We start from the raw sequence: 14,483 nt of genomic DNA, 5'->3' as shown, positions 1-14,483 counted from the left end.
GCGGTGCGGTCCCCGGTAAGTTGCCACCCATGACGGACGTGACCCCGGACGCCGCCGAGACCCGGCTGCGCCGTTCCCCGCTGCACGAGCGGCACACCGCTCTCGGCGCCAAGTTCGCCCCCTTCGGGGGCTGGGAGATGCCCCTGGAGTACGCGGGCGGCGGCGTGCTCAAGGAGCACACCGCGGTGCGTACCGCGGTGGGCGTCTTCGACGTCTCGCACCTGGGCAAGGCGCGGGTCACCGGGCCCGGCGCGGCGGAGTTCGTCAACGCCTGCCTCAGCAACGACCTGGCCAGGATCGGCCCCGGCCGGGCGCAGTACACGCTCTGCTGCGACGACGCGACCGGCGGCGTGGTGGACGACATCATCGCCTACCTGCACGCCGACGACCACGTCTTCCTCATCCCGAACGCCGCGAACACCGCCGAGGTGGTACGCCGGCTGCGCGCCGCCGCGCCGGCCGGGATCGAGGTCACCGACGAGCACGAGGCGTACGCGGTGCTGGCCGTGCAGGGCCCCCGCTCGGCGGAACTGCTGACCGCCCTGGGCCTGCCCACGGAGCACGGCTACATGAGCTTCTCCACCGCCACCCTGGCCGGCACCGAGCTGACCGTGTGCCGCACCGGCTACACCGGCGAGCTGGGCTACGAGCTGGTGGTGCCGGCGGAGCACGCGGTGGCCGTCTGGGACGCCCTCTTCGCGGCCGGCTTCGAGCTGCGGGCCTGTGGGCTGGGCGCCCGGGACACCCTGCGCACCGAGATGGGCTACCCGCTGCACGGGCAGGACCTGTCGCTGGAGATCACCCCGGTGCAGGCCCGCTCCGGCTGGGCGGTCGGCTGGGACAAGCCGGCCTTCTGGGGCCGCGACGCGCTGCTCGCCGAGAAGGCCGCCGGCCCCGCCCGTACGCTGCGCGGCCTGGAGGCCGTCGACCGGGCCATCCCGCGCGCCGGCATGACCGTGTACGCGGGCGACGCCGAGGTCGGCACGATCACCAGCGGCACCTTCAGCCCGACCCGGAAGCAGGGCATCGCCCTCGCCCTGCTCCGCGCCGACCCGAAGCTCGCCGACGGCGACCTGGTCGAGGTGGACATCCGCGGCCGCCGCGCCCAGATGCGCGTCACCCGTCCCCCCTTCGTCCAGCCCTCCGTCAAGGGCTGACCGGCGTCAGGGGGTGGGGCGTTCGCCGGCGTCGAGGACGGCCTGGGTCCAGCCGCCCTCGATGACGCCGGTGCCGTCCAGCAGGGCCCAGTCGACGACGTCCGCCGTCTCGACCACCACCGGGGAGCCGATCCGGACGGTCGGGTCGGTGCTGGCGTCGCTGGCGCTGGCGCCGACGATCCGCTCCGGCGCCTCCCACGAGGTCACCCCCGCCCACACGTACTCCGGGCCCTCGTCGCCGGGCAGGCCGTACTTGACGACCAGCTGCGACTCCGGCGGCAGCGCGTCGGCGAGGAACCGGGCCCGGACGTCCGGCAGGCTCTCCCGGGCGGTGGCGATCGCCCGGCTCATCGCGTCACCCGCGCGGGCGTAGCGGACGTCCGGCTGGATGCCGGCGAAGAGCGTCGCGCAGGCCGCCGCGTAGTACTTCCCGTCCGGCCCCGGGTGCCCGGGCGGCGGGCGCAGGCTGAGGAACGAGTCGGCGTCCGGGTCGGTGGCCGGGTCCAACTCCAGCCGGAGCAGCACCGGGGCGGTCGCGCCGTGCTGCTCCGGGTTGCCGTACGCCACCGCGATGTCGTGCCCGGTCACCGTGGCCAGCACCGGTAGCTGCACGAACGCCGGCACCTCCTCGCCGGCCAGCCCGTCGGTCCAGTCCCGCAGCAGCCGCCGGGCCGCCCCGGTCATCACCGCGCCCCAGGCCCGGGTGAGGTGGTCCGGCACGCCCTGGGTCTGCAACTCCAGCAACCCGAACCGGCGCAGCCCCTTGGTGGTGAACCAGAGCCCCTCCGCGTCGGACGAGTAGGGCACCAGCACCCAGTCGACCAGGCGGACCCGGCCGTTGGCGTCGGGCAGCGAACGCAGCGCGGTCGCCGGGTCGAGGAACTGCAGGCCGAAGACGTCCACCACGTCGCCGTCGACGGACTCGGCGATCGCCGCCGCCACCGCCCGGGCCGCCCACTCGTGCGCCGGCGGCCAGCCCGGCCGGTACTCGGCCTGCACCACCACCAGGTGGCTCGCCGCCGCCAGCCGACCGAGCTGCTCCTCGGTGGCGCCGAACGCGCTGAGCAGGTCCGTCGGCAGCTCCGGGAACTCGTCGATCGAGCGGGTGTCCACGGACATCAGCGGGCTGTCCAGCATCTGCTTCGCCAGCCCGTGCACCGGGTCGGCCAGCCGGCCCTCCAGGGCCTGCACCGCCGTCTTCGGGCTCACCCGGGGCAGTCCCGCCATCGGCACCAGGTAGGTCGCGCTCAGCGACTCCGGGACCGGTACGGGGAGGAAGTCGTCCGTGATGAGCAAGTCGTCCCCCGGAAGGCCGTGCCGGTGCTGTCGGGGCAAACGCTACCCGGCGCCGCGTACCGCCTTCAGCCGGACAGCACCAGTCCCAGGTAGACGAGCGTGGTGACCAGCTCGACGCCAGCGCCGAGCACGTCGCCGGTGATGCCGCCGAGCCGGCGTACCACGTGGCGGAGCAGCCCGACCGCGACGGCGAGCGCGGCCACCACGGCCAGCGGCCCCTGCCACGGGCGGCCCGGCACGGCCGGCACCGCCACCAGCGCGACGGCCGCCGTGCCCGCCACCAGCGCGACCGGCCCGACGGTCCCCGCGACCAGCGCGCCCAGCCCCTCCGGCCGGGCCGCGGGCACCCCGCGCCGGCAGGCGAAGGGCACCCCGAGCCGCCCCGCCGCCGTCGCGGCGACCACGGCCGCGAGCGCCGCCGGCCAGGACCGCCCGGCCAGCTCCGCGAGGCACGCCGCCTGGAGCAGGAGTACGACCACCAGCGCCGCCACCCCGAACGGCCCGACGTCCGGCTTCTTCATGATCTCCAGCGCCGCCGCCCCCCGCCGGTACGATCCCAGCGCGTCCACGGTGTCGGCCAGCCCGTCCAGGTGCAGCCCCCGGGTGGCCAACGCGGCGCAGCCCACCGTCACCCCGGCCGCGACCAGCGGGGGAGCCAGCGGGGTGAGCAGCAGCAGCACCCCGGCGAGCGCCGCGCCGAGCAGCGCGCCGACCAGCGGGGCGAGCGCCATCGCGGTGCCGGCGGTGGCCCGGTCGATCCGGCCGGCGCGCACCGGCAGGGTGGTGAAGGTGGTCAGCGCCAGCCGCAGGCCGTCGAGCCGGCCCCGGTCAGCCGGCACGCCAGCCGGACGGGTCCCGCTCCGGCCCGGTCGTGGCCGGCCCCGGGCCGGCCGGCTCGGGCTCGGTGAAGTCCGGCTCGGGCTCGGTGCTGGTCGGCCCCGGGCCGGCGGGCTCGGGCTCGGTGAAGTCGGGCTCCTCGTCGTCCCCGCCGCCGAGGCGCGGGTGCTGCGGCAGCGCGGCGGCCAGCGCCAGCACCGAGCGCAGCAGCGGCAGCGCGGTCAGCGCGTTCGCCCCCTCGCCGAGGTCCAGCCGCAGGTCGAGCAGGGGCGTCAGGCCGAGCACGTCGGCGGCGAGCCGGACGGCCGGGTGACCGCCGTGGTCGGCCAGCAGGCACCAGTGCCGGGCCTGCCCGGCCAGATCCCGGCTGATCATCCCGGCGGCCACGCCGACCGGGCCGTCGAGCAGCACCGGCACCCGGCGGGCGGTCGCGCCGAGCAGCACGCCCGTCGCCACCGCGATGTCGCCGCCGCCCAGCTCGGCCAGCACGTCCTTGGCGTCGCGCGGGGACCGCCGGGTGCGGTGCAGCGCGTCCCGGACCGCGGCGCAGCGGAGCATCCACGCCGCGTCGTCGATCTCCCCGTCGGGGGTGTGCACCCGGCCGAGCACCGCCGGAGCCTCCGCGCCCGCGGTGGCCGCGAGCACCGCGGCGGCGGCCGCCTCGGTGCCGGCCCCGCACGCCCCCAGCACCAGCAGCTGTACGCCCGCGTCGGCGGCCTCCTCGGCCAGCCGCCAGCCGTACCGCAGCGCCGACTCGACGGCCGCCCCGGCCAACGCCGGCTCCTGCTCCATCGGCGCCGACGACGGGGTGTCCACCACCTGGAGGCTGGCCCCGCTCTCGGCGGCCAGCCGGGCCAGCGCGCCCCGGCCGGCGCGGGCCTGCCGGGCCCGGCGGGACGACTCCCCGGCGATGGCGCCGGCGGCCGCACCGCCGGTGTGATCGCCGTGCAGCAGCAGCACCCGGACGGTCTGCCACGGCTTCGGGGTGGCCGTGCCCTGGGTGGCGGCGGCGAAGCCGACGACCCGCTCCAGCACCCCGAAGCCGGCGCCCGGCACGTCCAGGGTGGCGAGCCGGTCGATCGCCTGCGGGCCGGCGTACTCGTCGGGCATGGGCAGTTCCATGCCCGGCTGGATGACCAGGCCGGTCGCGACCATCGGCAGCGCCATGGTGGGCGCCGCCCAGGCGATGCCGTTGGTCTCGCCAGCGGCGGCCGAGGTGGGCGGCAGGGTCGGGGTGAGCACGTCCGGCAGCGGCGCCTCCGGCTCGCCGGCCGGCGCCAGGGTGACGTGACCGGTCGGCCGGTCGGTCGACGCCGGGGCGGCCTGCGCGGGCACGCTCGCCGGGCGGGGCGCGGCGGCCGGCTTGAGCCACGCCGGCTGGCCGGCGACCACCAGCACCACCGCGTCGCAGGCGTCGGCGACCGCCCGGTTCGCCGCGCCGAGCGCGTCGGTGAACGCCCGCCCCAGCGGGGTGGTCGGCACCAGCGACAGCCCCACCTCCGGGCTGACCAGCACGATCCGGGCCTCGCTGTCGCGCACCGCGGTGGCCAGCTCGGCGATGGTGGCGACATCGTCGGCCGGCTGGTGGGCCGGGTCGAGCAGCACGGTCACCCAGCCGCCCAGGTCGTCCACGAGCAGCGTCTCGTTCGGGCCGGCGGAGCCGATCACGTCGGCCAGCCGGCGCGGGTCGTCCGCGGTCTCCTCGGTGGTCCAGCTGCCCGGTCGCCGCTCGCGGTGCGCGGCGAGGCGGGCCGCCCACTCGGTGTCCTCCGGGTCGGCGTCGGCCGCGGTGGCCACGTAGCGCACCGTGGGGGCGTCGGCCACCAGGGACTCGGCGAACTCCGACTTGCCCGAGCGGGTACCGCCGAGCACCAGGACCGTGTTCCACCCGTCAACGGACATGTCCGTACCTTAAAGCCGCCCGGCGCGGCCCCGCCCGCCGGCCCGCGCTCAGGCGCAGTGTTCGAAAGCGCTGCCGTAGCTGGCGCCGCCGGTCGACCCGCCCCACCGCACGCAGGCCCCGGCCGCACCGGCGCGCACCGGCCCGGCGTAGTACTCGAACGGGCCGCTGTCGGTCTCCCGGGCCCTGCCCTGCACCTCCAGGTACGCCGCGGCGGCCGTCGGCTCGCCGACCGCCGTCTCCTTGAGGGTGACCACGCAGTTGGCCTTCGCCGCCTCGTTCCACAGCAGGTACACCCGCCCCTGCCGGACGCCGCCCGCGGTCAGCGTCGCCGAGTCGATCACCTGGTACCCGCTGCCGCAGACCTGACCCGCGGTGTACTGGTTGGGCGTGGCGGGCCGGGTGGTCGTCGCGCCCGGTGCGGGCGCGGTGGTGGTGGTCGCGCCCGGGGCCGGGTCGACGGTCGCCGGGGCGGTGCCGGTCGGCCCGGTGGTCGGCCGGGTGGCCGCCGGTGCGGGGCCCTCGGCGGGGGCCGACGGTGGGCGGGAGCCGGTGGGGCTTCCGGTGGGCCGCGGCCGCCCGCCGGCCCGGGTGACGCCCGGGCTCGGCACCGCCGGCGCGGGCACCGCCGACTCGGCGGTCAGCTCCGCCCCTCGGCCGGCGGCCGGTTCGTCCGGGCCGAACGCGGCCAGCGCGCCGCCCGCGACGGCCAGCGCGGCGACCACCCCGCCCACGGCGATCAGGGCGAGCCGGCGCCGGGCGGACGGCCCGGCCTGGTCCTCGCGGGTCGGCGCGACACCGCCCGTCCCGGTGCCGCCGCCTGTCGGGGTGTCCCCGCCGGTGTTCGCACCGCCCGTGGGGATGTGCCCGCCGGTGCTCCCACCGCCCGTGAGGATGCCCCCGCTGGTGCTCGCACCGCCCGTGGGGGTGCCCGCGGGGGCCGGGACGGCCTGCGGGCCGCCCAGCGCCCAGGGCGGGCGGGGCGGCGCGGGGAGGACGGCCAGGGTGGCGTCCCGGGCGTCCAGGGCCGCACCGGCGAACGCCTGGGCGCTCGGCCAGCGGTCGGCCGGCCGCTTGGCCAGGGCCCGTTCGACCACCGCCGCGACCGCGGGCGGGGTGTCCGGCGGCAGCGGCGGCGGGGCGTCCTGGGCGTGCCGCAGCGCCACCTGCAGCGGGTTGTCGCCGGCGAACGGTGGCTGCCCGGCCAGGCAGAAGTAGGCCAGCGCGCCGAGCGCGTACGTGTCGGTGGCCGGCGAGACCGGCTGGCCGATGGCCTGCTCCGGCGACATGTACGACGCGGTGCCGAGCACCATGTGCGCCGCGGTGATGCCGGCCGTGGCGGTGGACCGGGCGATGCCGAAGTCCACCAGCACCACGTTGCCGTCCCGCCCGACCAGCAGGTTGGCCGGCTTCACGTCCCGGTGCACGATGCCGGCGAGGTGAGCGGCGTGCAGCGCCCCGGCGGCCTGCGCCACCACCGACATGGTCGAGGCCGGGTCGAGCCGACCGGCCCGACGTACCCAGGCGGAGAGCGGTTCCCCGTCGACGTACGCCATCACCAGGTAGCTGACCCGGCTGCCGTCGGCGAGCGTCGCCGTGCCGAAGTCGTGCACCGCGACGATCCCCGGGTGCCGCAGCGCGGCCAGCATCCGGGCCTCGGCGTGGAACCGGGTGCTGAACTCCGGGTCCTCCAGCAGCTCGGGCAGCATCACCTTCACCGCCACCTCGCGTTCGAGCAGGGTGTCGACGCACCGCCAGACCGCGCCCATGCCGCCGGTGGCCACCCGTTCGTTCAGCCGGTACCGGTCACCGAGCAACACCCCTCGAGTCAGCACCGCGTCACCGTACCGGCCGGGACCCACGGAGGTGATCACCCGGGGCGAGGGTCGGGCCGTTCGGCGGGCGGCCGACTACGCTTGCGGAGGTTCCGTCCCCGGGGGACGGTGAGCGGCGAGGGGAGACGCGGCATGGCGTGGAGCTGGCGGTACGAGGGCACGGACGGCGCGACGGTCGACGGACCGGCTGAGACGTTCGGCAGCCAGGCGGACGCCGAGTCCTGGATCGGCCAAACCTGGCGGGAGCTCGCGGCGTCCGGCGTCACCTCGGTCGCGCTCGTCGAGGACGACCGGGTGGAGTACCGGATGAGCCTGCTGCCGACGGCGGAGTGATGGCGTACGACCGCCCGGGCGAACCGCTCGTGCTCGGTGTGCCCCGGGCGGCGTTCCGGCCCAGCCCGGTCTTCCTCGCCCTGGTGGCGCTCTTCGCGGCCAGCGGGGTGATGGCCTGGAACCGGTTCGGCAGCGTCCGCTTCGACGTCTTCCTCTTCGTCGTCTCGGGCTGGCTGGTCTCGCTCTGCCTGCACGAGTACGCGCACGCGGTGGTCGCGTTCCGGGCCGGCGACCGGGACATCGCGCACCGCGGCTACCTGACGCTCAACCCGTTCAAGTACACCCACCCGCTGCTGTCGATCGTGCTGCCGGTGGTGGTGGTGCTGCTCGGCGGCATCGGCCTGCCCGGTGGGGCGGTCTGGGTGGACCGGCACGCCATCCCGGGTCGGCTGCGGCACACCCTGGTCAGCCTCGCCGGTCCGGCCACCAACGTGCTGTTCACGCTGGTGCTGGTGGCGGTGCTGCGGGTCGGCATCGGGGTGGGCGGGCCGATCGAGTTCTGGGCCGGGGTGGCGCTGCTGGCGTTCCTCCAGCTCACCGCGAGCGTGCTCAACCTGCTCCCGGTGCCGGGCCTGGACGGCGGCAACATGATCCAGCCCTGGCTGAACCCGCAGTGGCGCCGGATGTACGACCTGTTCGCGCCGTACGGCTTCATCCTGCTCTTCGCGCTGCTGTGGAACCCGCGCATCGGCGGCTGGTTCTTCGGCGCGGTCTTCGCGGTCGGCGACGCGCTGGGCCTGCCGTCGTGGCTCTACGCCGCCGGCCTCGACCTGATCCGCTTCTGGCAGGGCTGACCCCTCCCGGACGTTTGCGCGCGGACGCTACGAACTTGATGACGTGGACGAATCGGTCGGCTACTGATTCGTCCACGTCATCAAGTCTGTAGCGGTCGATCGTCTCCACCCGGACCGCGCCGGGCCACCGGCCGCCGGGTCACGGGCCACCGGGTCACGGGCCACCGGGTCACGGGTCACCGGGAGCCGCCGCGCAGCGGCGGGGCGCGTCAGGCTCGGCGTACCCCCGGAAAGGGCCCGGGTCGGCGCGGACGCCGCGCCGACCCGGGGAAACGTCACGGCCGCTGGGCCGGGCTCTCGGTCTTCGCCGCGTCGCGCTCGGTGACCGGCTCGACGATCTCGTCGATCGCCTTCATCAGGTCCGCGTCGAGCTTCACGCCGGCCGCCTTGACGTTGTCGTGCACCTGCTCCGGGCGGGACGCCCCGACGATCGCCGAGGAGACGTTCGGGTTCTGCAGCACCCAGGCGATGGCGAGCTGCGGCATGGTCAGCCCGGCCTGCTCGGCCAGCGGCTTGAGCCGCTGCACGCGGGTCAGCACCTCGTCGGTCAGCCACTGGGCGATGAACCCGGCGCCGGACTTCTCGTCGGTGGCCCGGGAGCCGGCCGGCGGCGGCTGACCCGGCTGGTACTTGCCGGAGAGCACACCCTGCGCCATCGGCGACCAGACGATCTGGCCGATGCCCAGCTCCTCGCTCGCCGGGACCACCTCGGTCTCGATGACCCGCCACAGCATCGAGTACTGCGGCTGGTTGGAGACCAGCGGGATGCGCAGCTCACGGGCGAGCTTGTGGGCCTCCCGCAGCTGCGACGCCTTCCACTCGGAGACGCCGATGTAGTGCGCCTTGCCGGCGTGCACGATGTCGGCGAAGGCCTCCATCGTCTCCTCCAGCGGCGTGCTGTAGTCGTACCGGTGGGCCTGGTAGAGGTCCACGTAGTCGGTGCGCAGCCGGCGCAGCGAGCCGTTGATCGACTCCATGATGTGCTTGCGGGACAGGCCCCGGTCGTTGCGGCCCGGGCCGGTCGGCCAGAAGACCTTGGTGAACACCTCGACGCCCTCTCGGCGCTCGCCCGCGAGGGCCTTGCCGAGCACCTCCTCGGCGCGGGTGCCGGCGTACACGTCGGCGGTGTCGAAGGTGGTGATGCCGGTGTCCAGGGCGGCCCGGACGCAGGCCAGCGCCGCGTCCTCCTCCACCTGGGAGCCGTGGGTGATCCAGTTGCCGTACGAGATCTCACTGACCAGCAGGCCGGAGCGGCCTAGGTGTCGGAATTCCATACCCCGACCCTAGCCCCGCCCGATCATGGTCACCGGACGGCGCGTCGGTGGGTGGCTCAGAGCACCGGGTGGGTGTCGGTGAGCAGCAGGTCGAGCTCGGCGACGACCGCGTCGGGGCTCGGGTGCCCCGGGTCGATCAGCGGCGCGCCGCCCCGGTCCAGCGCGCCCCAGCGGCCCGCGGCGTCGGCCACCAGGAACGCCACCGGGTGGATCACGATCGCCGGATGCTCCGGCGGGACGACCCACTTCCCGCGCCGGTCCACCACGCCCCGCCGGCCGCCGGCGTCGAGCACCGCCAGCCCCTCGGCGGTGAAGCCGTCGATCCGGCGACCGTCGACCAGCGCGGTGGCGAACCCGTGGTACTGCGGCCGGACGACCATTCGCCCGTTGCGGTCCACCGCGCCCCAGCCGCCCCGGCGGACCGCCGCCACGCCGCCGACGAACGGCCGGACCTCGTCGAAGCCCGGCGGCACCGCCTCCGTGCCGTCCGGCTCGATCGCCGTCCAGTCCGTGCCGCCTTCGGGTGAGACCCAGGCCAGCCCGTCGGAGAAGGGCCGCACCGCCGCGTACGACGGGCCGAGCAGGGTGTTCCCGCTCTCGTCGATCAGCTCCCAGCCCGGCGCGTCGGGGCGGCGTACCCACGCCATCCCGTCGGCGAACGGCTGGGCCGCGGCGAACTGGTAGCCGAGCGCCAGCTCGCCGTCGGCGTCCGCGTACCCCCAGCGGTCCAGGGCGCCGTCGTGGGTGGGCACCGGCGACCGGCGCCCGCGCCGCACCTCCTCCGCCCCCCGGGGGTACGGCCCGAAGCCGCCGCCCGCCGCCGCCCGGACGTGTACGGCGTCCAGTGCGACCCGGATCCGCCCGGTGAGTTCCGGGTCCTCGGCGCGGTGCAGGCCCAGCGCCCGCTCGAAGTGTTCGCAGGCCTCCATCAGCCGGCCCTGGTCGTAGCAGGACCGGCCGGCGTGCTCGTGCAGGGCCGCCCGGAGCCGGGCCGGCAGCTCCGTCGAGTTGGCCTCGGCGAAGAGCCGGTCCGCCTCGGCGAACTCGCCCTTCCAGCGCAGCACCTCGGCCAACCGCGCCCGGGCCAACGCGGTCCGCCGCAGCTCGCTGGTCGCCTCGGCGTAGGTGAGCGCGAGCCGGCCGTCGGCCAGCGCGTCGTCCAGGTCGTCCACCAGGCGGGAGACCACGGCGCGCAGGCTGAGCAGCCGGGCGCGGGCGCGGTTGTCCAGGGACGCGCCGAGCTTCTCGGTCAGCCGCCGCCGAATCATCCGCAGCTCGTCGGGGTCGTCGACGACCTCGCGCAGCGTCTCCGGGTCGAGTCGCCAGTGGTACCCGGCGAGGATCTGCTCCGGGTCGCCGTTCGGGAAGGGCTTCGGGGGCGGTGTTGCGTCCCCGGCGACCGGCGGCTCCCGGTCGCCGGCCGGGGACGGCGACGCGGGCTGCTCCAGGCCGGGGGGCGCGGAGACCGGCCGAACCCCCGCCGCCGGTTGTTCCGGCTGCTCGCCGACGGCACCTTCGGTGCCGGAGGTCGACGCGTCGCGGGCTGTCCGCTCCGGCTCGTCGGCCGGCGCAGCGGACACCGAAGCCGGCTCGTCGGCCGGCGTGGCGGCCAGCGCCGGTCCGTCGGTGGTCGCCGTCGGGGCCGGCTCGTCGGCCGGGCCGGGGGAGGGCGGTGCGGAGACCGGCCGGGCCGCCACCGGCTCGTCCGCCGGGGGTGGCGGGACCACTGGGGGCGGCGCGGACACCGGCGCGGACGCCTCGTCGGCCCTCGCCCACGTCGACGCCTCGTCGGCCCATCCCGGCGATGCGGGGGCTGGGGCCGGCGGCGTGGAGACCTGCGCCGGCGGGGCGGAGACCTGCATCGGTGGGTCCGAGACCGGGGCGGCGGGTTCCCAGGGCCGCGCGAGCGGCGCGGAGATCGGTGCCGGTGGCCCGGAGACCTGGGCCGGCGGCCCGGAGACGGGGGCCGACGGTGCCCAGCTCGGGGCCGGCGGGGTGGGGACCTGCGCCGGACCGGTCGGCTCGACGGATGCCGGGGGAGCGGGTGAGGAGTCGACCGGAGCCGGAGCTGCCGCGGTCCGCGCCCACGATGCCGGCGCCTCGGCCGGCGGTCCCGACACCGGACGGACTCGGTCCTCGTCGGTCGCGGGCGGCGCAGGGACCGGCCAGGCCGGAACCCTGCCGTCCGTGACAGATGGCGTGTCGACCGACGGGAGGTCGCCGGCCGGGGCGGTGTCGGCCGCGGTCAAGGTGGACGGTGGTGCCGACACCGGTCGGGCCGGCGGTGCGGAGGAGCGCTGGGGTCCGGGCCCGTCCGGAACGCTGGGACCGTTGGCGCTGGTCCCGCCGTGGTCGGGCCGCCGCGACGACGGGGGCGCGGTGGGTGCGGCACCCGCTCCGGCGTCGTCGTCGCCCGGTCGCGGCGACGACCGGTCCTGCCCGGTCGAGGTCGGCGTCGGCCGGGCGGGTTGGAACCAGGCTTCCGAGGTGTTGCGTTCCGCAGGCCGGGCGGCCGCCGGCGGGGCCGCCGGCTCCGGAGTGGGCGCTGGCGGTACGTAGCGGCGGGGCCGGTCGGGCGTGATCTCGAGCGCCGGGGCGTTGGACGGTCCGGCGGCTGCGGGGCCGTTCGGGCCGGGCGACGCGGGGCGCACGGGCGCCCGGGCTTCGGCGCCGACGGGCTGTCCGGGCGGTGCCGGGGCGGCCGGCCGTGCCGGGGCGGCCGGCGAGGTCGGGGCGGCCGGCGGCGCGGGCGTGCGCGGCGCGGTGGCCTCGCGGCCGGGCTGTCCCGGGGCCGGCGCGTCGGTGCGGGGCCGCTGCGCGGGCGGCGCGGGGTCGGCCGGTGGGGTCGGCCGGTCGTTCGTCTCCGGCAGCGGCACGAACTCCACCCGGAGCCGGGCGGCCGGGGGTCCGGACACCGGCGTGGCCTCGTCGGGCGCGGCGTGCCTGTCCCGGCGGGCGGGCATGCCGCCGGAGGTCGGTGGCACCGGCCCTCTCGTGGCCGGCGGGACCGGCGGCCGGTCCAGATCCTGCTGCCGCGCGCCGCGCCGGAAGGCATCGGGCTCGCGACCGCCGGACGTCGGCGCACCGGAGGTCGGCACGCCCGACACCGGGGAGCCGGAGACGGGGGCACCGGACACCGGTCGACCCGACACCGGGGCTCCGGAGATGGGCGCGCCGGAGACCGGGGAGCCGGAGACGGGCGCGCCGGGGAACGGGACCGGCGGCGTCGGCACGCCGGACACCGGAGGGCCCGAGACCGGGCCACCGGAGACCGGACGACCCGACGCCGGACCGCCGGAGACGGGGGCGCCGGAGACCGGCCGGGAGGTCGCCGCCCGGGCAGCGGGTCGCTCCTCGTGCCAGGACGGCCGGGGATCCGGCCGATGCGGCGGTACCGGCTCGGCCTGGCGGTGCCGCTCCGCACGCCGGCCGTCGTGGCCGGGCTCCGGCCGTTCCGGGCCGGGCGCCGGCCAGCGGGACCCGTCCCGGTCCGCGTCGGGCCGGTCCCACGGTCCGCGGTACGCCTCGGCGGGCCGGACCTCCTCGCGCGAGCGGCGATCCGGGTACGCCTCCGCGCGGGCGGCCGCCTCGCGCGGTTCCGGCCGGCGCTCGTCCTGAGCACGGCGCTCACCCTGACCAGGGCGTTCGTCCTGACCACGGCGTTCACCCTGACCAGGGCGTTCGTCGTGACCACGGCGTTCACCCTGACCAGGGCGTTCGTCGTGACCACGGCGTTCACCCTGACTACGGCGTTCGTCGTCAAGACGGCGGTCGTCGTGAAGACGGTGCTCGTCGCGGCCGGGGCGGTCGTCGCGGTCCCGCCGCTCGGGCTCGCGACGGACTTCGCCGCCGGCCCGCCCGTCGTGTGCCGGCCGCCCGTCGTGTGCCGGCCGCCCGTCGTGGGCCGGCGATCCGCCGGGAACCTGCCACCGGTCGTGCGCGGGCCGCCCGTCGCCATTGGGTCGCCCGTCGACGGCGGCGCGCCCGTTGACGGCGGGTCGTGCGTCGTGGCGGCCATCCTGGTCGCGGCGCTCGTCGTACCCGGGGCGTTCGTCGTGGCGGCGCTCGTCGTAGCCGCGCTGGAGCGTCCCGCGGTCCTCGGGGCGATACGGGGCGGAACGTCGGCCGTCGTCGGGGTCGTACCCGCGGGCGGCCGGGCGCTCGTCGTGATCGCGGCGGGGCTGCCAGCGGGACTCGTCGTCGCGGTAGCGCCCCGGGGCGTCCCGCTCGGCCCGGTATCGGGCGGCCGGCTGCTGCTCGTACGGGTCGGCGCGGCCCCGGCCGTCGTCGGCGGGTCGGCGGCCGTACCCGGAGTGCTCGGGCGCGGCGGATCGGCGGTGCGGAACGGCCTCGTCGGGCTCGGGCATCCAGCCGGGTTCGGCGGCCCGGCCGACGTCGGCGCGAGCCGGCTCCGGGCGGGGGCCCGGCGAGACCGGTGCGACGCCCGGGGCGGGGGTGCGCTCGGGGCGGGACGGGCGGGTGTCGTGCCGGTCAACGCGGTCGCGCTGCCAGGCCGCCTCCCGGTACTCCTCGGCCGGCCCGGGTCGCGGGTCGGACCAGCCGGGTCGCTCGTCGTGCCGGTCGGGCTCGGGGCGGCGTCGCTCCCGCTGCCAGACGGGCCCGTCGGCCGGCCGGCGGTACGGCTCGTCGGCGGCGCGCCGCTCGTCGGCGGGGCGGCTGTCCCGGCGCGGCGGCGCCTCGTCCTCGTCGGCCCAGGACCGCCCGAGGTACGTGCCGTCGGGCCGGGTGGGGGCGAGCGGGGGCACCTCGGCGGGGGCGACCACGGCGGCCCGTCCGCGCGGGACGGGCGGTGCCGGGTGCCGGGCGCCGATGTCGCCGGGGTAGCGCTGGCCGGGGAACTGGGGGTGCCACTCGCTGGTCGGTTCGACCACCCAGGAGGGTTCCCCCGGGTCGCGCCAGCGGTCGCGGTAACCGCCCGTCATCTCCGGACTCCATCGCCGCTCGTGCGGCGCGCCCCGATGGCCGGCTCGCGTCGCTCGCTCACGGCGGTGTCACCTCGTTGCAAATTGTCGTGCCGGGCGCCCCCGGTGCCGGTA

General features: G+C 77.3%; 8 protein-coding genes and 1 pseudogene. 3 read left to right on the top strand and 6 right to left on the bottom strand.

Features of this window, described 5'->3' with window-relative positions; translation table 11 throughout:
* Positions 1-29: 29 nt before the first annotated feature.
* Positions 30-1,157, top strand: a complete 1,128-nt coding sequence (gene gcvT, locus AC5RWQ_RS16415; RefSeq protein WP_494283582.1) for a glycine cleavage system aminomethyltransferase GcvT — start codon at positions 30-32, stop codon at positions 1,155-1,157.
* A 6-nt stretch (positions 1,158-1,163) separates the two neighbouring features.
* Here the strand turns inward: gcvT and AC5RWQ_RS16410 are convergent, their stop codons facing one another.
* From AC5RWQ_RS16410 to AC5RWQ_RS16395, 4 genes and pseudogenes are all read right to left on the bottom strand, one after another.
* Positions 1,164-2,453, bottom strand: a complete 1,290-nt coding sequence (locus tag AC5RWQ_RS16410; RefSeq protein ID WP_494283581.1) for a DUF2314 domain-containing protein — start codon at positions 2,451-2,453, stop codon at positions 1,164-1,166.
* 65 nt (positions 2,454-2,518) lie between these two features.
* A complete protein-coding gene (locus AC5RWQ_RS16405; protein ID WP_494283580.1) occupies positions 2,519-3,292 on the bottom strand; it encodes an adenosylcobinamide-GDP ribazoletransferase in 774 nt (257 codons plus the stop codon).
* Positions 3,282-5,192 (bottom strand): bifunctional adenosylcobinamide kinase/adenosylcobinamide-phosphate guanylyltransferase, encoded by a 1,911-nt coding sequence (locus tag AC5RWQ_RS16400; protein WP_494283579.1) that lies wholly within the window; start codon positions 5,190-5,192, stop codon positions 3,282-3,284. The genes AC5RWQ_RS16405 and AC5RWQ_RS16400 overlap by 11 nt, the downstream gene beginning before the upstream one ends.
* A 957-nt stretch (positions 5,193-6,149) precedes the next feature.
* Positions 6,150-7,025: pseudogene (locus tag AC5RWQ_RS16395) on the bottom strand (serine/threonine-protein kinase); the annotation flags it as partial.
* A gap of 132 nt (positions 7,026-7,157) precedes the next feature.
* Here AC5RWQ_RS16395 and AC5RWQ_RS16390 point away from each other — a divergent pair.
* Together AC5RWQ_RS16390 and AC5RWQ_RS16385 are read left to right on the top strand one after the other, a co-directional pair.
* Positions 7,158-7,358: a hypothetical protein gene (locus tag AC5RWQ_RS16390; protein ID WP_334493921.1), complete on the top strand. Its 201-nt coding sequence runs from the start codon at positions 7,158-7,160 to the stop codon at positions 7,356-7,358.
* A complete protein-coding gene (locus AC5RWQ_RS16385) occupies positions 7,358-8,152 on the top strand; it encodes a site-2 protease family protein (protein ID WP_494283578.1) in 795 nt (264 codons plus the stop codon). The genes AC5RWQ_RS16390 and AC5RWQ_RS16385 overlap by 1 nt, the downstream gene beginning before the upstream one ends.
* A gap of 275 nt (positions 8,153-8,427) precedes the next feature.
* On the opposite strand, the gene AC5RWQ_RS16380 is transcribed toward AC5RWQ_RS16385, so the two are convergent.
* Both AC5RWQ_RS16380 and AC5RWQ_RS16375 read right to left on the bottom strand, forming a co-directional pair.
* Positions 8,428-9,426 carry an aldo/keto reductase family protein gene (locus tag AC5RWQ_RS16380; RefSeq protein ID WP_494283577.1) on the bottom strand — a complete coding sequence of 333 codons (999 nt, stop codon included), beginning with the start codon at positions 9,424-9,426 and terminating at the stop codon, positions 8,428-8,430.
* A 56-nt stretch (positions 9,427-9,482) separates the two neighbouring features.
* Positions 9,483-14,369 carry a WG repeat-containing protein gene (locus tag AC5RWQ_RS16375; protein ID WP_494283576.1) on the bottom strand — a complete coding sequence of 1,629 codons (4,887 nt, stop codon included), beginning with the start codon at positions 14,367-14,369 and terminating at the stop codon, positions 9,483-9,485.
* Positions 14,370-14,483: the final 114 nt, after the last annotated feature.

This window comes from Micromonospora sp. BS32 (assembly GCF_059089345.1).
This window is presented reverse-complemented; position numbering and strand designations above follow the sequence as displayed.